Here is an 18,525-nt window from a genome sequence, read left to right as displayed (position 1 = left end):
ATGCCTATATGATGTAGTGACACCGTGTTTTACATTGTTTAACAGGTTTGGGACGGAGCAACTCCATGGCGCAGCACAATAAGGTCGTTCACTTGGGTGGCCAAGCATCGGTAGGCAAGTTTTCGCTACCCGTTGCGTTAGTGCGACTTCGCGATACATCGGGCCAAGCTCTGAAGACAGTCCTCGCCGGATTCTTCGAAAAGGCCGATGACAGTTTATTTGAGTTGGCTGACAGGGCGGGCTCGAACCAAGATCAGACCTCCTACTTTGATGCCATGCGCGAACTGCGTTTGCGGCGCAAGGCCATGACTGTTTCCATCCTTCAGTACATTAGCCAGGCCTTTAATGAGCTCGGGCGTTTTAATCCCGTTCATACTAGCGAGTCGTTAGAGGAGTTTGATCGAGACTCACTGAGTCTGTTGGATCACGCGGATCTCGAGCAGCAGGTTGCACTGGATAACCTGACCAACCGGTTGCGAAATCGATATTCGGAAGTGCTGAGCCTGTTGGCCGCCAGGGTTCGTCACACCGTTTCAGACCTGTCGTTGACCGATGCCCAGATACCTTTGAGCCCCGAGGTGTTGTGCGGGGCGATAGCAGAAGCCTGTCGTGATCTGGATATTGATATTCGCGCCAAACTGGTGGTGCTGAAACTATTCGAACGGATGCTGACGGAGCAACTCGGAGCGTTCTATCAAGCCTGCAATCAAACCTTGATAGCGCAGGGTGTCTTGGCTGATATGAAATCAACGCCACGAGCCGGTGCTAACGTGCCTCGTTCAGTGCCGGCGTCACAGAGTGCCCGGCAAGAAGGGGATGAGAGTCATGAACCTCAGTACAATCAGGCGGAAGTGACGCCGACGTTAAGTGAGTTGAGCGCATTGCTGCATCAAGCCGATCATCAGGACGCACCGGTGGAAAAAGCCGGAGCAAAGGTATTAGACACAGAGCAGTTGATCTTGCAGTTGAGCCAGCTTCAGTCATCTGCTCAGAGCGTTCAGAGTGGACAGACGGTGCCTTTACGGGACCAGTTAAAGCCTGTACTGGGACCCGCGGACGGAGAGAGCACTTCGCTAGGGCGGGTTGATAATGATGTCATCAACCTGGTATCGATGTTATTTGAATTTATTCTTGAAGACCGTCAATTGCACCCGGTAATGAAGGCGCTTATTGGTCGGCTTCAAATACCCGTGCTTAAAGTGGCCTTGAGTGATCGAAACTTTTTCAACCGTGGCGGACATCCGGTCCGCAAGCTGCTCAATGAGTTGGCTTTGGCTGCCATAGGGTGGAGTGAGAAACGGCCGGGCATGCGGGATCCGCTGCGTGACAAGATTGAAGAAGTCGTTGAGCGTGTGTTGTCTGAGTATAACGAGAATGTCGGGCTGTTCGAAGAGCTTGTGAAAGACTTCGGTCATTTCATGGATCTTGATCGCCGCCGCAGAGAACTGGTGGAACAGCGGCTCCGGGATGCAGAAGAGGGGCGGGCCAAGCATGAACGGGCTCAGCAAACTGCGGCTGATTTGATACGCCAGTATACCGAAGAGCACGAACTTCCTGAGCCGGTTTTGCAGATTATCCATGACCCGCTGTCACGTTACCTTCAGTGGGTGGCATTGCGTCATGGAGAGGACAGCTCGTCATGGGCTGCCGCCAGTGAGTTGGCTGGCCGTCTGATATGGAGTGTTGATCCTCGACCGGTGTCCACTGATACGCGTTCGGATCTGTTGAGGACTATCCCGGTTGTGGTTGAGGGGCTTAGATCAGCGCTGCAGGAAATTTCCTGGGATCCCTTTGCGACCGATTCGGTGATCCGGGATTTGGAATTGGTGCATGTTGATGTTCTACAGAATTTGGTGACCGCGCCAGTTGCGCCTACAGAGTTGGCGGACGACGTTGACGAGTTTGCAGAGGTCGAATTCGATGTGTGTGTCGATATTGATCCGCCGCCACCAGCAAGTGAAGAACACTTCGAAGTGGCGCAGCAATCTGACCCCGGCGAGAGCGAGGATGGCTCGGACGGTTCGGTTGAGATCGTTGATCAGGTTGTGCTGGCGGAGGAGTCGGCAACAGTTGCTCAACAGTGGTTTGATGCGGCCGATCAGCTAAGCGTGGGTTCTTGGTTGGAATTGAATAAAGATGATGCAAGGGTTCGTTGTAAGCTGGCTGCGTTCATTAAAGCGACCGGGAAGTACATCTTTGTTAATCGTAACGGTGCGAAGGTAGCCGAATACTTTCGTGACGAGCTTGCCCGCGCGATGCAGGAAAAGTCGATTACCTTGTTGGACGATGGTCTGATCTTCGATCGCGCGCTCGAGTCCATTATCGATAACCTGCGGCAAAACCGAAAGGATTGACGTGGTTGTAGCGTGGTAATTCGTGGCATCTGTGGGCGCTTTGTGATTCAATCAAACGACTTGAATCACTCATTGCACCTACGGATGAGCCTTGCCAAACACACGATCTGATCTTATTGATCCGCCTATTTCCCCCGCTGAATTTTCTCGGCAGGTCAACGTCTTGCGATCGACCGGGCGTTACCCTGATAGCCGCTGGTGTCCTTCGCCCAACTTTGGTGCTCGGCCTGACGACGCCGAGATCACTTTGCTGGTAGTGCATAACATCAGCCTGCCTCCCGGGCAGTTTGGCGGCCCCTACATTGAAGACTTTTTTTGTAACCGTCTTGACCGACAGGCTCACCCGTACTTTGCCGAAATCGCCGATATGCAGGTGTCAGCGCACGCATTGGTAAAACGGGATGGATCGGTTGTGCAGTTTGTCAGCTGCCTTGATCGCGCCTGGCACGCTGGCAGGTCCTGCTTTGGCGATGAGGAAGAGTGTAATGACTTCGCGATTGGGATCGAGCTGGAAGGTGCTGATGACATTCCATACACCGAGAAGCAATATCAAACACTGGCGCGCCTTGCTCGCTTGACGATGGCTGCTTGGCCTGCTGTATCCCCCGACCGAATCACCGGGCACAGCGATATCGCTCCGGGTCGAAAGACTGATCCAGGGCCAGCTTTTCAATGGCCATACTTTCAAAGCCTTGTGTGTGAGTCGGAGTAAAACTCAATGGTTTTAGTGATTTTTCTGTTGGCGTATGTGATACGCCGAAAGCTGGACCGGCGAGAGGCGATGAGTAGCGATGGTTTTTGGCGCCTCTGGTTTCAACAAGGGGCAACAAGCAAGGCAGGGCACGAGCATTCTTTGGTAAAGGGGTATCTGCTGGTGATATTGCCCGCAACTTGCTTGGTGGTATTAACGGTACTGGCAGAACAACTCGGGTTTCGGCTTGCGCTCTATCCGCTGGAGATGGTGCTGCTTGTTATTCTGATGGGCGTACCGGGTTGGCAGGCGTCTCTTCGGGCCTATTCCGAAGCCTGGGGTCGAGGTGATATGCAAGGGGCATGGCATCACGTTAAAGACCGGCTGCCCGCTGACGAGAGGGGAGCGGCTTTATCTCCCGAAACGATGCACTTGTCAGTCTCGAAGGCCCTTATTCTCACCGTCTTTGACCGTTTTTTTCTGGTGGTGTTCTGGTATGTCGTTGGGGGCATAGGCGCGGCCGTTCTGGCGCGTGGTGCACTGGCGTTGGCGGAGCATTGGCCTCAGGCCGGTGCGCGGCCAAAGTATCGCAAAACGGCAGACTGGATTGGTTGGCTCCCGGCAAGACTTCTGGCCTGCACGTTCGGGGTGGCGGGGGATTTGTCGGGGTGGTCCCGAAAAATCAGGCAAGTTGTGCCCGGCCTGCAAAAAACGACGACAGAAGTGCTAATGATTTCCGCCAACGGGTCGTTAACCGGTTATGCACTTGATCCTGAACGATTCTCGGATTTGCATCCGGAAGACTGGCCGCGTTTCGGTGGCCGCAGTCTGATCGCCATCAGGGATTTGTTGAACCGCAGTATGTTGGTTTGGATCTGTGTCATTGCATTGCTGGTCATTGCAGGCGTGGTTTAAGTCCAATACCACTTTGGAGCGATTAAAAGGTTCCAGCTGTAGGTGAAAATCAAAAAAATAACATTCATGGTTCGATGTTCGAATCTGGGCGAGGGCGCTTTGAACTACATAATTAATCCAGCGATTGCGTTAATGAACCGACTGCCGATGGTGTATAAGTTCAGCCTCATCAGCATTCTCTTTCTTGGCCCTATTCTGGTGCTATCCTGGCTGGTTATTTCTGGCCTCAACCAATCCGTACAAACCATGAACCGGAGCATCGACGGGTTGGTGGAACTCCAGACCGCTGATCGGCTGTTGGCTGCGGCGATGGATTTTCGTGACTACAAGGCTCCCGCTATTATCAAGGAAGACCCCGCTCTGGCTGAAAAAGCCGATCGTGCTGTAGAGAGAATTGACGAATTGCTTGCCGATTTGGCTGAGCCACGCCGTTCTTTCGACCTAACAGGTAGCTGGCAGGAACAAATTCTCGCGTTACAAAATGATTGGCGTTCGCTTCTCAAGAGCAATAGCTATCAGGGCAGTATGGACACGCAGTACAAGTTTTATCAGGAATTTGTGCAGAAAGTCTTGGCGGTGTTGCCCGCGACGATGGAAGTGTCGGGCTTGGGGCAGGATGCGTCCCGTGAAAATCAGTTGTTGCTGGGATTGGTGCGGGATGTGTTCCCGGATGCTCTTAACGCTATTGGCGGCGCCCGCTCTTACGGTATTTTCTCGTTGGTAGATGGCCAAGTGGGCTACGCGATGAGCGAGAATCTCAACGAAATCTTCGATCGTTTAACCAATCGAAGCTCTCTGCTTTCCCCTAGTTTGGTTGTTGCGAAAGACACCTCCTCTGAACTTGCGGAATCTTCTGCTCTGCCGCGCGTGGACGGAAGTCTGCTGGTTGTCAGGGACGCACTGGACGCGAAAGTGATTACGCCAATGCGACTGGAAACACCCTGGCAACAGTACGATTCGACCGTTACGGCCCAAATTGAACATTTCGATGCCCTGACCGAGACAATCTTCGAAACGGTGGGGGCTAATTTAGAGCGCCGTTTAGCGAGCGAAACTCGTCAGCGCGCCACCATTGTCGTGTCATTGATCGCGGTGATGCTGGTTGTCGTGTATTTGTACATCGGCTTCTTTATGTCGGTTAGGGTTGCCATTAATCGGTTCAGCACCGCCGCCAGAAGCGTGGCTGCCGGTGATATGACCACCCATATCGAACTGTCCAATCGCGATGAGTTGGGCGAGCTGACCTCCGAGTTCAACAACATGACGGACAAGATTGCCGAATTGATTCGGTCGGTCAGCGCTACCACCGCCGATGTCGGACTGCAGGCTGTCAGAGTTAATGATACGGCGGCTGCGAACAGTGAAGCTGTAGCGCGCCAGATGGATGAGAGTAGTCAGATCAACGAAGCCATGGGGCAGATGGTGGAAGCGGTCAATGAAGTGACTGAAAGTGCCCATAGAGTGGCTGACAGTGCCGGTAGCGCTGAGCGCGATACCGAAACCGGCCGACAGGTGGTTGCGGGTACGGTTGAGACCATTCACAAGCTGGCTAGTGAAATAGCGGGCGCGATGGAGGTGATCAACCGGGTCAATAAAGACAGCGATAATATCAGTCAGGTTCTGGTTGAAATCAAAGCCATCGCGGAGCAAACCAACCTGCTTGCGCTTAACGCTGCTATTGAGGCCGCGCGTGCTGGCGAATACGGTCGCGGTTTTGCGGTCGTCGCTGACGAGGTGCGTTCGTTGTCGCAGCGTACACACAAGTCCACTGAGGAAATCGAAGACATGATTTCCCGCTTGCAGGGCGGTGTGAAAGAAGCGGTATCGGCCATGACCAGCAGCCATGGTGCAACGGAGCTGACCGTTCAAAAGTCTACGGAAGTGACTCAAGCGCTGGATAGCATCGCGAACGGTATTTCAGAAATCGTGGATATGAGTCACCAGATTGCCCAAGCGGCTGAAGAGCAGTCCGCAGTGGCGAAGAACGTGAATGCTAACGTTGAAAGCATCGGTGAGTTGGGACAGAGCACGGCAGAAAACGCGCAGGAGACGCTAGACTCTTCTCGCCAAATGTCAGACCTGACCGCATCACTCCAAAAGCTGGTTGAGACGTTCAAGGTCTGAGGCAGTCGCTAATTGGCGGTTATTGAAATCCGGCCCTCATAGGCCGGATTTTTTTTGTTCCCAAAGAATTTCTTTAGCGCCTTCTCTGCGGGCTAATACCCGAGATACTACGAACAACAGATCGGAAAGCCGGTTCAGGTACTGGCGAGCACCAGCATTGATTTCTTCTTCCTGGCTTAGGCCAACCACAATACGTTCGGCGCGGCGGCATACCGCACGGGCCAAATGACACTGGGCGGCAGAAGGAGATCCACCGGGCAGGATGAAGTTCTTCAGAGGGGGCAGATCTTCGTTGTGTTCATCCAGCACTTGCTCCAGCCAGCTGATGTGTTTTTCGCCAATCATCACACTGCCGGGAATTGCAAACTCACCGCCAATGTCGAACAGGTGGTGCTGGATACGGCGGAATAGCTCCCCCAACGCATCGTCAGCCGGTAACGTCTCGACAAGCATGCCTATGTGGCAGTTAAGTTCGTCAACGGTGCCCATGGCCTCAACCCGCAGGGCATTCTTAACCACGCGATTGCCGTCTGCCAAGCCGGTGGTGCCGTCATCGCCAGTTCGGGTATAAATCTTGGATAGGCGGTTGCCCATATAGGTTGCACTCCTAGTCTAAGAGGGTCTGTCCAGTTGTTTTACTTGATTGATGAGCATCTGGTTCACCGGTGTGTCGATGCCGTGTTTGGCTCCGAGGCGCGCCAGATAACCGTTAATGAAATCGATCTCCGTGGGGCGCCCGGCCAATCTGTCTGCGCGCATGGAGGACGTATTGGCTGCGGTTTTGCGCGCTACGGCCTCAATGGCCTCTCTTAACGCCGTGGGAGCCCTTGGGGGTTGGCTGCTGGCGGACAGCAACTCGCTGATCTCGTGGCACAGAGGGTCAATCCATTGTTGGTAAAATGAATGGTTCAGAATCTCGCCGTTCGGGCAGTTCAGGATGGCGGTGAACGCATTGATGCCAGCGTTGATGACCAGCTTTTGCCAAAGCCTGTTGAGAATGTCGGATTCAGCCTGAATGCTCAAGCCGCTTTTGGCGAGCGTGAAAACCGTTTTCGAAAGTTGGGCTTCGCCTGCCGGTGTTAAAGCGCCTATCCAGGTTTCACCTTGCCCGGCGTGTACGGTCAGCCCGTCTCCGGGGCGGTTTGCACCTTCCGTCGTTGTAGCTGCAAGAATAGGGCGGTGGGGCCAGGTTTCGGCGACACGCTGTTGGCTGCCAAGGCCGTTTTGAAACAAGACGATCGGGGTGCTTTCAGGTAGTTGGGATAGCAACGGGGTCAGAGCGTTTAGAGTGTCGCCGGCTTTGGTGGTCACGACCAGTAAGGAAGGCGATTGAACGTCGGTTAGCCAGGGGATTTGGACAGATACTTCCGGCCCTTGAAGGGGCCGGAAGTGGTATGCGAGTGGTTCAACAGACTGCTCTGGGCGGGGCACGAAGGCCACCTGCCCGGCAGGCAGTTTGGCGGCCCAAAGCCGGCCCAGTGAGCCGGCTCCCAGTATCGCAATCATGCTCTTACATGGCCTCGATTTCGGCTCGCTGTGCGCTCAACCGCTGCAGGCTGCCTTGCGCATCGCGCAGTTTGCCTTTCTCTTTCTCGATAACTTCAGCCGGAGCCTTGGCAGTGAACTTTTCATTGCTCAACTTGCCTTCAACACGGCTGATTTCTTTCTGCAGTCGATCCAGCTCTTTGTCCAAGCGCTTGAGTTCGGCATCTTTGTCGATCAAGCCGGCCATTGGGACCAGAACTTCCATTTCGCCAACCAGTTGAGTGGCGCTCATGGGGGCCTTTTCTGAACCCAGCCATTCCAGCTTCTCAAGCTTTGCCAAAGACATCAGGAACTGGCGGTTGGCGTTCAGGCGGTGTTCGTCTTCGCTGTTACCGCCTTTCAGGAATACCGGTACCGGCTTACCCGGGGAAATGTTCATTTCACCGCGGATGTTCCGGACAGCAACGATAACGCCTTTCACCCACTCGATATCGGCTTTGGCGGTGGCATCCTGTTTGCTCTCTTCAGGCTGCGGGAACGGCTGTAGCATGATGCTGTCGCCGCTCTTGCCGGCCAGTGGAGCGATACGCTGCCAGATTTCTTCGGTGATGTACGGCATCATCGGGTGCGCCAGGCGCAGGATCGATTCCAGAACACGAACCAGTGTACGGCGTGTGCCGCGCTTGGCTTCAGCGCTGCCGCTGTCGTCGCTCAGGCAGGGCTTGGCGAGTTCCAGATACCAGTCGCAATACTCGTTCCAGATGAATTCGTACAGCGCGTAGGCGGCCAGATCAAAGCGGTACTGCTCGAGATGACGAATTACTTCCTGTTCGCAGTGCTGCAATTCGCTGATGATCCAGCGATCAGCTAGAGACAGTTCTACCGGCTCGTCATTCACGCCGCAGTCTTCGCCTTCGGTGTTCATCAGCACGTAGCGTGCAGCGTTCCAAAGCTTGTTACAGAAGTTGCGGTAGCCTTCCAGGCGCTTCATATCCCAGTTGATGTCACGGCCAGTGGTGGCCATGGCTGCAAGGGTGAAGCGCAGGGCGTCGGTGCCGTGAGCGGCGATGCCTTCCGGGAATTCTTTCTGGGTGCGTTTGCCAATCTTTTCAGCCAGTTTTGGCTGCATCAGGTTACCGGTACGCTTTTCAAGTAGCTCGTCCAGGCCAATGCCGTCGATCATGTCTAGCGGGTCGATGACGTTGCCCTTGGATTTGGACATCTTGTCGCCGTGCTCGTCGCGGATCAGGCCGGTCACGTAAACGGTTTTGAACGGCACTTGTGGTGTGCCGTCTTCGTTCTTCATGAAGTGCATGGTCATCATGATCATCCGGGCAACCCAGAAGAAGATGATGTCAAAACCAGTCACCAGCACGTCGGTCGGGTGGAAGGTTTTCAGGCGCTCGGTGATTTCCGGCCAACCCAAGGTACCGAAGGTCCACAGGGCGGAGCTGAACCAGGTGTCCAGTACGTCGTCGTCTTGTTTCAGCTCCAGATCGGCGGCGAGGCTGTGCTTCTTGCGCACTTCGTCTTCGTTACGGCCAACGTAGATGTTGCCTTCGGCATCGTACCAGGCCGGAATCCGGTGGCCCCACCACAGCTGGCGTGAGATGCACCAGTCTTGGATGTCGCGCATCCAGGAGAAGTACATGTTTTCGTACTGCTTGGGCACAAACTGGATGCGGCCGTCTTCTACGGCTTCAATGGCTGGTTTGGCCAGTGTTTTGGCGTCGGCAAACCACTGGTCGGTGAGCATTGGCTCGATGATCAGGCCGGAACGATCACCGCGCGGTACGCTGAGTACATGGTCTTCAACCTGTTGTACCAGGCCGGCAGTTTCCATGTCGGCAACGATTTGCTTACGGGCCGCTTCACGGGTCAGGCCAGCGTAGGTTGCTGGCATGCTGCCGTCGATCTCGCTGTTTTCGGTGCCGTCGCTGTTGAAGACTTCGGCGACTTCGCGAATGTTGGCGTCTTGGGTCAGGACGTTGATCATCGGCAGGTTGTTGCGTTTACCGACGGCGTAGTCGTTGAAGTCGTGGGCCGGGGTGATTTTTACGCAGCCGGAGCCTTTTTCCGGGTCGGCGTGGTGGTCGGCGACAATCGGGATTCTGCGGTTTACCAGCGGCAGCATGACGTGCTTGCCGATCAGGTGCTGGTAGCGTTCGTCGTCCGGGTGTACGGCGACGGCGGTGTCGCCGAGCATGGTTTCGGGACGGGTGGTGGCGACCACGACGTAGTCTTTGCCGTCTTGGGTGGTTGCGCCGTCAGCCAGTGGGTAACGCAGATGCCAGAAGAAGCCTTTTTCTTCTTTGTTTTCCACTTCAAGATCGGAGATGGCGGTGTGCAGTTTCGGGTCCCAGTTGACCAGTCGCTTGCCGCGGTATACCAAGCCGTCTTCGTACAGGCGGATGAACACTTCCTGTACGGCTTTGTAGAAGCCTTCGTCCATGGTGAAGCGTTCGTTGCTCCAGTCTACGGAGTTGCCAAGGCGGCGCATCTGGCGGGTGATGGTTCCGCCGGATTCTTCTTTCCAGTCCCAGATGCGTTTGATGAATTCGTCCCGGCCGAGGTCGTGGCGGGTTTTGCCTTCTTCGGCGGCGAGTTTGCGCTCAACGACCATTTGGGTGGCGATGCCAGCGTGGTCTGTGCCGACAGTCCAGACGGTGTTGTTGCCCTGCATGCGCTTGTAGCGGGTGAGGGTGTCCATGATGGTGTGCTGGAAGGCGTGGCCCATGTGCAGGCTGCCGGTCACGTTAGGTGGCGGGATAGCGATGCTGTAGGACTGGCCTTCTCCGCTGGGGCGGAAGTACCCTTTGGATTCCCAGTTTTCGTACCACTGGCGCTCGATGTTTTCTGGCTGGTAGATTTTTTCCATGGGTTTCTGCAGTGACCGTTGGTTGATTCACGAGGGAAAGTTCGAAACCGGCGATTATACATGGTCGGCTTGGTTCGGGCGAACGTTCGGCTCCGGTGTTCGTATATTCGTAGCCTGCTCGTTTGGGGGTTAGCGGAGTTGGGACAGGCTTTCCAAAAACCGCTTCGAGCACATCCATGTGCGCTTCTCTCCGGCCATCCATGGCCTCCGAAATTTTTGGAAAGCCTGTCCCAACTCCGCAGTTCAAACTGAGAGTGGTTCGCTTCTACGCATAAGTTTGCTTGGTTTCTACGTTCGTGCAAATTCGTGAGCGACCGTATGCCTTTTGATGGGCAAACGTGTTAGTCAGCGTTTTCGCATGTCGTGTACCCGCGCTTCTATGCCCAGCTTTCGCAGCTGTTTGTAGTGGCCGCGAGCTTGGTTGAGTACCGCCGGGTCGTTTTGGGCAACCAGTGCCAGCCTTCGGTATTGGTCAGCCTGTTCAGGCAGGGTGGAAGACAGGATGATGACGGTGTCCCAGTCGGCAGCGGTCGGCGGGTAGAGCAGGATGCCGACCGGGTCTGAGCACGGGGTGCCTGGGTCGGTTGCGATGCTGTGGGGGATGAAGGCGTCCGGGGTGAAGTTCCAGAGCAGGTCATCGAGTTCTTGCGCTTGTTGCTGGTTTTCGCAGAGCACGCACACGCGGTCGCCTTGCTGCCAGGCTTTGTCCACGAGTTTGGCGGCGTGGAGGTTGCGGGCGGCTGGGGTGTTTTGGGCGAGGATGTGGAACCAGTAGCGCTGGTTTTTGGCATCCTGGCCGGAGGTGCCGGCAGCTGGGCTGCCGGGCTCCGGGGGATTGCTTGGGTTGTTACCCTGCATGGGACATCAGGTAGTCGACCAGTAGGGGAACCGGACGGCCGGTTGCGCCTTTGGCTTTGCCGGAGTCCCAAGCCGTGCCGGCGATGTCCAGGTGGGCCCAGCGGTATTCTTTGGTGAATCGGGACAGGAAGCAGGCGGCTGTGATGGTGCCTGCCGGGCGGCCGCCGATGTTGGCGATGTCAGCGAAATTGCTGTCGAGCTGGCTTTGGTATTCGTCCCACAGGGGCAGGCGCCAGGCTCGGTCGCCGGTTTTTTCGCCGGCGGCCAGCAGTTCGTTGGCCAGTTCGTCGTCGTTGGCGAGCATGCCGGTTGCCTGATGGCCCAGCGCGATGATGCAGGCGCCGGTCAGGGTGGCCAGGTCGATGACGGTTTCAGGGTCGAACTTTTTCACGTAGGTGAGGGCGTCGCACAGTACCAATCGGCCTTCGGCGTCGGTGTTGAGGATTTCAACGGTCTGGCCGCTCAGGGTGGTGACGATGTCGCCCGGGCGTGTTGCGGAGCCGTCGGGCATGTTTTCAGCGGCTGCGATCACGGCAACTACGTTGATGCTGGGCTTGGTTTCGGCCAAGACTTTCATGGTGCCGAATACGCTGGCGGAGCCGCCCATGTCGTATTTCATTTCGTCCATGCCGGCGCCGGGCTTGAGGCTGATGCCGCCGCTGTCGAAGGTGATGCCTTTACCGACCAGTACGTAAGGTTTTTCGTCAGCTTTGCCGCCGCGGTATTCCATGACGATCAGGCGCGGAGGCTGTGTGGAGCCTTTGCCTACGGCCAGGATGGTGTTCATGCCCATGTCGGCCATCTGCTTTTCATCCAGCACTTCGGTTTTGATGCAGTCGTGCTCTTTGGCCATGGTTTGCGCCTGTTCTGCCAGCCATATCGGGTGGCAAACGTTTGGCGGGGTGTTGCCCAGGTCGCGGGTGTAGTTCATGCCGCGGCCGGTGGCGAGGCCCAGGTTGAAGGCGTCTTTCTGAGACTGGTCCGCGTCAGACGCTTGGGCGATGACTTTGTTCAGTTTGCGGGCAGGAGGCTGCTCGCTCTTGAAGCCGGTGAAGGTGTAAAGCTGCTCTTCCAGGGTGCGGCCAAGCAGGTTCAAGCGCGCGTCTTCTGAAGCGCTAGCTTCCGGGCCTTGAATCTTGGTGTCGGTCAGGCAAATGAAGGCACTGTTGGACGGGCCGTCTTTGAGGGCGCCGACGGCGGCAATGAGCGCTTTACGGTAGTTGGCCAAATTGCGTTCATCATCTTTGCCTGTGCCGACGACAATCACACGCTGCCAAGGTTGTTCAGTCAGGGGCAAGGTGGCGACGGAGGCGTTTTTGCCGGTCAGGTCGCCGGCTTGTTCCAGTTGTTTGATCAGCCCTCCCAATGCCTGGTCTGCTGCTTTGGTGGTTTCCGGCCATTCACCATTTTCGGGCAATCCGATAACGAGGCAGTCGGTGTTGGTCGCCGTGATGGCTTTACTGCTCAGGCTGAAATTCATGACAACTCCTGTTGTGTGATTCGAGTGTGAGGCCGAGTCCGGCTCTGCATGTTCACAAGGATTGGGGCTAAGCCTCGAATAATCAAGCTGACGGCCTATATTGCTTAGATGGCTTTAATGTATAAGCGCTTTACTGTCATTCGGCCGCAAGGTTACATAGAATACGCGCAGTTTCCTGTATCCACCATCTTCTAACCGGGCGCCACCAGAGAGACTGATTTGACTATCATTTTCCGTTACCTCATTCGCCAGATCATGGTGAGCATGTTCGCCGTTTCCGGCATTCTGTTGCTGGTTTTCATGAGTGGCCGGTTCATCAAGTATTTAGGCAGTGCCGCAGAGGGCGAAATCGCTGCGGGCGTCTTGTTTGCCATCATGGGTTATCGGTTTCCGGGCTTTCTTGAGCTGATTCTGCCGTTGGGTTTGTTTATTGGCATTTTGCTGGCTTACGGCCGCATGTATCTGGAAAGCGAGATGACGGTGCTGTTTGCCTGTGGCGTGAGCGAACGCCAGTTGCTGGCGAAAACTCTGCTCGGCGCTTTGCCGGTCATGATCGTGGTTGGTGCAATGAGTCTCTACGTATCGCCTTGGGGGATGAAGCAGGTCGAGCAGATTTTCAATGAGCAGCGTAAGGCCACTGAATTTGAGATGCTGGCACCTGGCCGGTTTCAGGATTTCACCTCGGGCACCCGGGTTACTTATACCGAAGCTCTGAGCGACGACAAGCGTCAGCTGCAAGGCGTGTTTATTGCGGAATACGGCCGCGATGGAGAGGGCATAACGCTGATTACGGCAGAGACCGGCTCCCAGCTGATCGATGAGGAAACCGGTAGCCGGTTTTTGATTCTTGAAGATGGCGGGCGCTTTCAAGGGGTGCCAGGCCAGCTCGATCACAACGTGACGCTCTTTGAAGCCTACGGTTTGAAAATCCAGAGTGGTGAAGCTGGAACGAAAGAGCTGGAAGAAGGTATTTCAACGCTCGATCTCTGGTACTCGGATGATCCCGAAGATCGGGCGCTGCTGCACTGGCGCATTTCTCTGCCGTTGATTGTGCCCATTATCACGCTGCTGGCGGTGCGCCTGAGCCGGGTTAACCCGCGGCAGGGGCGGTTCTTTCATTTGCTGCCTGCGATGCTGGTGTACATCACCTATCTTGGTTTGCTGATCGTTGCGCGGGATGCGCTGGCCGATGGCAAGGTTCCTGAGTGGCTAGGCATGCTGTGGGTTCATGCGATCTTCTTGTCGCTGGGCTTGTGGCTGCAATTCGGGCCTGCTTGGCTGAATCGCCGCCGTCTTGAAAAGGAGGCGAATGCCCATGCGTAAGATCGACAATTACGTAATGAGTACTGTGGGCGGCGCCATGTTCCTTGTGATGGTTGTGGTGTTGTCACTGGATTTGATTTTCGCGTTCATCGCCGAGCTTGAAGATACCCGTAATGGTTACCAAACCATGGAAGCGCTTTGGTACGTAGCGCTGACGTTGCCTCGCCGCATTTATGACTACCTGCCTTTGGGGGCGTTTATGGGGTGCCTGGTGGGGCTGGGAACCATGGCCAGCTCGTCAGAATTGACGGTTATACGTGCTGCAGGTGTGTCATTGAAACGCATCGTATGGTCGGCGATGAAACCGGCACTGATTGTGGTTCTGTTGGGTGTGTTCATTGGCGAATATGTGGCTCCGACCACTGAGCGTATCGCTCAAAGTGATAAAGCTGTAGCGCTGGGTGCTGGTAAGAATGTGGCGGAAGCTCACGGGGTTTGGCATCGTGAAGGTAACACCTTTATGCACCTCAATGCCGTGCAGCCGGATGGTGTCGTGGTGGGGGTTTCCCTGTTCGAGTTTGATGATGACCGGCAGTTGGCCCAATCGAGCTTCGCAGAGAAGGCAGCTTTCCACGGCGATCACTGGATTCTTGAAAATGTGGTCACAACTCGTATGGAGGGTGAGCGCACTGTGCGTGATGAGCAAGCGTCACTGCGCTGGGAGACCGGGCTGTCACCTGAAGTGCTTAGTGTGCTGATTGTGAAGCCAGAAAATCTTTCGATGACAGGCTTGTTCACCTACGCCCGTTATTTGGGTGAGCAGGGGCTGACCGCCGCACAATACTGGTTGGCGTTCTGGAAAAAGGCGTTGATGCCGCTGGGGACTGCGGTGATGGTGCTTGTGGCCATTTCGTTTGTATTTGGCCCGCTTCGTTCTGTCACCATGGGGTTCCGGGTGTTTACGGGCTTGTTGGTGGGCCTGCTGTTTAAGTATATGCAGGACCTGCTTGGGCCGATGAGTATGGTTTACGGGTTCAACCCGATGATTGCGGTGCTGGCACCGATTCTTATCAATGCCGCGGTGGGAGCGGTGTTAATGAGAAGGGCCGGCTAGGCCGGCCCTGAGCTCGGTTATTTCTTCGTGGGTTTGGGCAGTGCCACAACAACGCTGTTGGAAACGCGGTCGGTGACCGACAGGCCGTTGATCGGGTAAAACAGCGCGATGATGGCCGGTACGGTGAGTAGCAATGTGACTGCGCCGAGATAATGACCGCCGAGCATCGCCAGAAAAACCACAGCGGAGGCGGTTCCGTAGCGGAGTAGCGATTGGGTCCAGCTCACCGATGTGCCGTCAAGATTTTCGATGCGTACCCGCCAAACCTGCATGCCCAGCGTCTGGCCGGCGCGAGTCCAGAAATAAGCAAAGAACAGATATAGAACAAGGAACAGGACAAACGTCAGCCCGGGGTCTCCGGAGAGCTGGCCGGCTTCTGCCATTTGTTCGTAGGTATCCCAGCCTGTTATCCAACCGGCAACCATGGTGTAGACCCAGGTGGCTACCAATAACACGGCAATGCTGATTAGGCCGTCGTAGATAATGGCCAATGCCCGCTTTAATGCTGTGGCTGGCGGTAGTAGTTCCTCGGCGTCGTGGAAGCGGCGGGGCATGGGGTCTCCTATGAGGTTTCACGTTTTTCATGTTCTCGGCGTGTGCTAGAGTAGCGGATTTGCACACGCATGTAAGTATTCGTATTTCAATCGCGGACCTGCCGGCTAATCGGCGGGTTTCTGGAAAGGTATCAAAGGGCTATGAAAACCGCAGAGTTGCGACAGACGTTCCTCGATTATTTCAAACAGCAAGGTCACGCCATTGTTCCAAGCAGTTCGCTGGTTCCAGCGGATGATCCAACACTGCTGTTTACCAACGCGGGTATGAACCAGTTCAAGGATACCTTCCTTGGTCGGGAAGAGCGCGACTACACTCGGGCGACTTCTACCCAGAAGTGTGTGCGCGCCGGCGGCAAGCACAACGACTTGGAAAACGTGGGCTATACCGCGCGTCACCACACCTTTTTCGAAATGCTGGGCAACTTCAGTTTTGGTGATTACTTCAAGCGTGAAGCCATCAATTTTGCCTGGACCTTTCTGACCGGTGAGAAATGGCTGAACCTGCCAACCGAGAAGTTGTGGGTGACGGTCTACGCGGAAGACGATGAAGCCTTCGATATCTGGAACAAAGAAGTGGGCGTTCCTGGCGAGCGTATTGTTCGTATTGGCGATAATAAGGGTGGCCGCTACGCGTCGGATAACTTCTGGCAGATGGGCGATACCGGTCCTTGCGGCCCTTGTACCGAAATCTTCTTTGATCACGGGCCGGATGTGGCCGGTGGCCCTCCCGGTAGCCCGGAAGAAGACGGCGACCGTTACATTGAAATCTGGAACGTGGTGTTCATGCAGTACAACCGTACTGCTGATGGTGAAATGCTGAACCTGCCTAAGCCTTCCGTGGATACTGGTATGGGCCTTGAGCGCATCGCGGCGGTATTGCAGGGCGTGCACAGCAACTACGAAATTGATTTGTTCCAGGATCTGTTAAAAGCGGCCTCTGAAATTCTCGGCGGTGCAGCAACGACCGAAGCCTCTCTGCGCGTTGTGGCGGACCACATTCGCTCCTGCTCGTTCCTGATTGCAGATGGCGTTATGCCGTCCAATGAAGGTCGAGGTTTTGTGCTGCGCCGGATCATTCGACGTGCTGCGCGCCACGGCAACAAGTTGGGAGCGAACGGGCCCTTCTTCCATAAGCTGGCCAAGCCTCTGGCGGACTTGATGGGCGAAGCCTTCCCGCAACTGGTCAGCAGTCTCAAGCAGATCGAAAAAGTACTGTTGCAGGAAGAAGAACAGTTTGCCAAAACGCTGGATAAAGGCCTGCGTTTGCTTGAGCAGGACATTGCCGACCTGAAAGGCAATGAGATTCCTGGTGAAACCGTATTCACGCTGTATGACACCTACGGTTTCCCGGTAGACCTGACCAACGACATCGCTCGTGAGCGTGGTTTGACTCTGGACTACGCCGGATATGAAAAGGCGATGGAAGCTCAGCGCGAACGCGCCCGGGCGGCCAGTAAGTTCGGCATTGATTACAACGCGGAAGGCCTAAGCATTGAGGGCGAAACCGAGTTCACCGGTTACGACCATATCGACGGCAAAGAGCGCGTCCGCTTGGTGCTGGTGAATGGCGAAGAGCGTAAAGCTGTGGCGGGTGACGATTGTGTGGTCGTACTTGAGCGTACACCGTTTTACGCCGAATCGGGCGGCCAGGTGGGTGATACCGGACTGCTGACTTGGAATGGCGGTCGCTTTGAAGTGGCGGATACCCGTAAAGACGGGGATAACCACTTGCACGTGGGCACGCTGATCGAAGGCGAGCTAACTGCTGGGCAAGAGGTAGATGCCCGCATTGATCATGAACGTCGTGAGCGCACCAAGCGCAACCACTCTGCTACGCACTTGCTGCACGCGGCTTTGCGCAAGGTTTTGGGTGAGCATGTAAACCAGAAGGGTTCACTGGTTGATCCTGACAAGCTGCGTTTCGACTTTTCCCATTTTGAAGCGGTTACCCCTGAGCAGCTCAAAGAGATTGAGCGTCAGGTGAACGAACAGGTGCTTCAGAATACGCCGGTTGAAATAGATGTCACAGACATGGAAACGGCGCAGGAAAAAGGGGCTATGGCTCTGTTTGGCGAGAAATACGGTGATGTGGTCCGTGTATTGAGCATGGGTTCTGATCGCTATTCTGTGGAACTTTGTGGCGGTACGCACGTGTCTCGAACGGGCGATATCGGCATGATGCGGATCACTTCCGAAAGCGGCATCTCATCCGGTGTTCGTCGTATTGAGGCAGTCACTGGTTTTGGTGCATTGGCGTGGGTAGATGAAACCGTGAATACCCTGCGCGAAACCGCCAAGCTTGTGAAGGCGACTCGGGAAACCGTGGTAGACAAAGTTCAGCAAACACTGGATCGCAACCGTCAGCTGGAAAAAGAAATCTCCGCTATGAAGGCGAAACTGGCCAGTTCGGCCGGTAGTGACCTGGCGGCTTCGGCTGTGCAGGTGGGTGACCTTAAAGTGGTAGCGGCCCAGATGGATGGTGCGGATCGCAAGTCTCTGATGGAAACCGCTGACCAGCTTAAGAACAAGTTGGGTGAAGGTGTGGTTGTGCTGGCTACCATCGAAGGTGGCAAAGTGGTGTTGGTTGCGGGCGTTACCAAATCGGCAACAGGCAAGGTTAAAGCCGGCGATTTGATGAAGCATTTGTGCGCCCAGGTTGACGGCAAAGGCGGTGGTCGCCCGGACATGGCTCAGGGCGGTGGTAATGATGCGTCGAAACTGGCGGATGCTCTGGCGGGTGTGCCTGCCTGGGTTGAAGGAAATATCCAGTAATTCGCTGTTTTCCAAAGCGGGCTCGGGTTTATAATCC

At 55.4% G+C, this 18,525-nt stretch carries 13 protein-coding genes; 7 read left to right on the top strand and 6 right to left on the bottom strand.

Annotated features, from left to right (window positions below; translation table 11 throughout):
- The first annotated feature begins 65 nt into the window (after positions 1–65).
- From DOQ08_RS14510 to DOQ08_RS14495, 4 genes are all read left to right on the top strand, one after another.
- Entirely contained in the window at positions 66–2,354 is a 2,289-nt protein-coding gene (locus DOQ08_RS14510; RefSeq protein ID WP_114335702.1) for a DUF1631 domain-containing protein, read from the top strand.
- A 163-nt stretch (positions 2,355–2,517) separates the two neighbouring features.
- Positions 2,518–3,066, top strand: a complete 549-nt coding sequence (gene ampD / locus DOQ08_RS14505) for a 1,6-anhydro-N-acetylmuramyl-L-alanine amidase AmpD (RefSeq protein ID WP_206074877.1) — start codon at positions 2,518–2,520, stop codon at positions 3,064–3,066.
- A 6-nt stretch (positions 3,067–3,072) separates the two neighbouring features.
- Positions 3,073–3,960: a histidine kinase gene (locus tag DOQ08_RS14500; protein ID WP_114335701.1), complete on the top strand. Its 888-nt coding sequence runs from the start codon at positions 3,073–3,075 to the stop codon at positions 3,958–3,960.
- 99 nt (positions 3,961–4,059) lie between these two features.
- A complete protein-coding gene (locus DOQ08_RS14495; RefSeq protein WP_114335763.1) occupies positions 4,060–6,084 on the top strand; it encodes a methyl-accepting chemotaxis protein in 2,025 nt (674 codons plus the stop codon).
- Between the two features lie 36 nt (positions 6,085–6,120).
- Here the strand turns inward: DOQ08_RS14495 and DOQ08_RS14490 are convergent, their stop codons facing one another.
- The 5 genes from DOQ08_RS14490 to DOQ08_RS14470 form a co-directional block, all read right to left on the bottom strand.
- A complete protein-coding gene (locus DOQ08_RS14490; protein ID WP_114335700.1) occupies positions 6,121–6,678 on the bottom strand; it encodes a cob(I)yrinic acid a,c-diamide adenosyltransferase in 558 nt (185 codons plus the stop codon).
- An 18-nt stretch (positions 6,679–6,696) separates the two neighbouring features.
- Positions 6,697–7,590: a ketopantoate reductase family protein gene (locus tag DOQ08_RS14485; protein ID WP_114335699.1), complete on the bottom strand. Its 894-nt coding sequence runs from the start codon at positions 7,588–7,590 to the stop codon at positions 6,697–6,699.
- A 4-nt stretch (positions 7,591–7,594) separates the two neighbouring features.
- Complete coding sequence (locus DOQ08_RS14480; protein ID WP_114335698.1) at positions 7,595–10,447, bottom strand: valine--tRNA ligase; 2,853 nt, start codon at positions 10,445–10,447, stop codon at positions 7,595–7,597.
- A gap of 345 nt (positions 10,448–10,792) precedes the next feature.
- Positions 10,793–11,305: a DNA polymerase III subunit chi gene (locus DOQ08_RS14475; protein WP_114335697.1), complete on the bottom strand. Its 513-nt coding sequence runs from the start codon at positions 11,303–11,305 to the stop codon at positions 10,793–10,795.
- Entirely contained in the window at positions 11,295–12,785 is a 1,491-nt protein-coding gene (locus DOQ08_RS14470) for a leucyl aminopeptidase (RefSeq protein ID WP_114335696.1), read from the bottom strand. The genes DOQ08_RS14475 and DOQ08_RS14470 overlap by 11 nt, the downstream gene beginning before the upstream one ends.
- Positions 12,786–13,004: 219 nt before the next feature.
- Between DOQ08_RS14470 and lptF the strand changes: the two genes are divergently transcribed.
- Entirely contained in the window at positions 13,005–14,108 is a 1,104-nt protein-coding gene (gene lptF / locus DOQ08_RS14465) for an LPS export ABC transporter permease LptF (RefSeq protein WP_114335695.1), read from the top strand.
- Positions 14,101–15,162, top strand: a complete 1,062-nt coding sequence (gene lptG / locus DOQ08_RS14460; RefSeq protein ID WP_114335694.1) for an LPS export ABC transporter permease LptG — start codon at positions 14,101–14,103, stop codon at positions 15,160–15,162. The genes lptF and lptG overlap by 8 nt, the downstream gene beginning before the upstream one ends.
- A gap of 17 nt (positions 15,163–15,179) precedes the next feature.
- Here lptG and DOQ08_RS14455 read toward each other — a convergent pair whose 3' ends face one another.
- The gene (locus tag DOQ08_RS14455) at positions 15,180–15,716 is read right to left on the bottom strand and encodes an RDD family protein (RefSeq protein ID WP_114335693.1); all 537 of its coding nucleotides are present in this window, start codon (positions 15,714–15,716) and stop codon (positions 15,180–15,182) included.
- A gap of 141 nt (positions 15,717–15,857) precedes the next feature.
- On the opposite strand from DOQ08_RS14455, the gene alaS reads away from it, so the two are divergent.
- Positions 15,858–18,488 (top strand): alanine--tRNA ligase, encoded by a 2,631-nt coding sequence (alaS, locus tag DOQ08_RS14450; RefSeq protein WP_114335692.1) that lies wholly within the window; start codon positions 15,858–15,860, stop codon positions 18,486–18,488.
- Positions 18,489–18,525: the final 37 nt, after the last annotated feature.

The sequence above is a fragment of the Marinobacter litoralis genome (assembly GCF_003336705.1).
Lineage (GTDB): Bacteria > Pseudomonadota > Gammaproteobacteria > Pseudomonadales > Oleiphilaceae > Marinobacter > Marinobacter litoralis.
This window is presented reverse-complemented; position numbering and strand designations above follow the sequence as displayed.

Excerpts from the sequence above, each read along its gene's own strand:
- DOQ08_RS14510 (WP_114335702.1), top strand. The coding sequence starts at position 66 with ATGGCGCAGCACAATAAGGTCGTTCACTTGGGTGGCCAAGCATCGGTA.
- DOQ08_RS14500 (WP_114335701.1), top strand. The coding sequence starts at position 3,073 with ATGGTTTTAGTGATTTTTCTGTTGGCGTATGTGATACGCCGAAAGCTG.
- DOQ08_RS14490 (WP_114335700.1), bottom strand. The coding sequence starts at position 6,678 with ATGGGCAACCGCCTATCCAAGATTTATACCCGAACTGGCGATGACGGC.
- DOQ08_RS14485 (WP_114335699.1), bottom strand. The coding sequence starts at position 7,590 with ATGATTGCGATACTGGGAGCCGGCTCACTGGGCCGGCTTTGGGCCGCC.
- DOQ08_RS14480 (WP_114335698.1), bottom strand. The coding sequence starts at position 10,447 with ATGGAAAAAATCTACCAGCCAGAAAACATCGAGCGCCAGTGGTACGAA.
- DOQ08_RS14475 (WP_114335697.1), bottom strand. The coding sequence starts at position 11,305 with ATGCAGGGTAACAACCCAAGCAATCCCCCGGAGCCCGGCAGCCCAGCT.
- DOQ08_RS14470 (WP_114335696.1), bottom strand. The coding sequence starts at position 12,785 with ATGAATTTCAGCCTGAGCAGTAAAGCCATCACGGCGACCAACACCGAC.
- lptG (WP_114335694.1), top strand. The coding sequence starts at position 14,101 with ATGCGTAAGATCGACAATTACGTAATGAGTACTGTGGGCGGCGCCATG.
- DOQ08_RS14455 (WP_114335693.1), bottom strand. The coding sequence starts at position 15,716 with ATGCCCCGCCGCTTCCACGACGCCGAGGAACTACTACCGCCAGCCACA.
- alaS (WP_114335692.1), top strand. The coding sequence starts at position 15,858 with ATGAAAACCGCAGAGTTGCGACAGACGTTCCTCGATTATTTCAAACAG.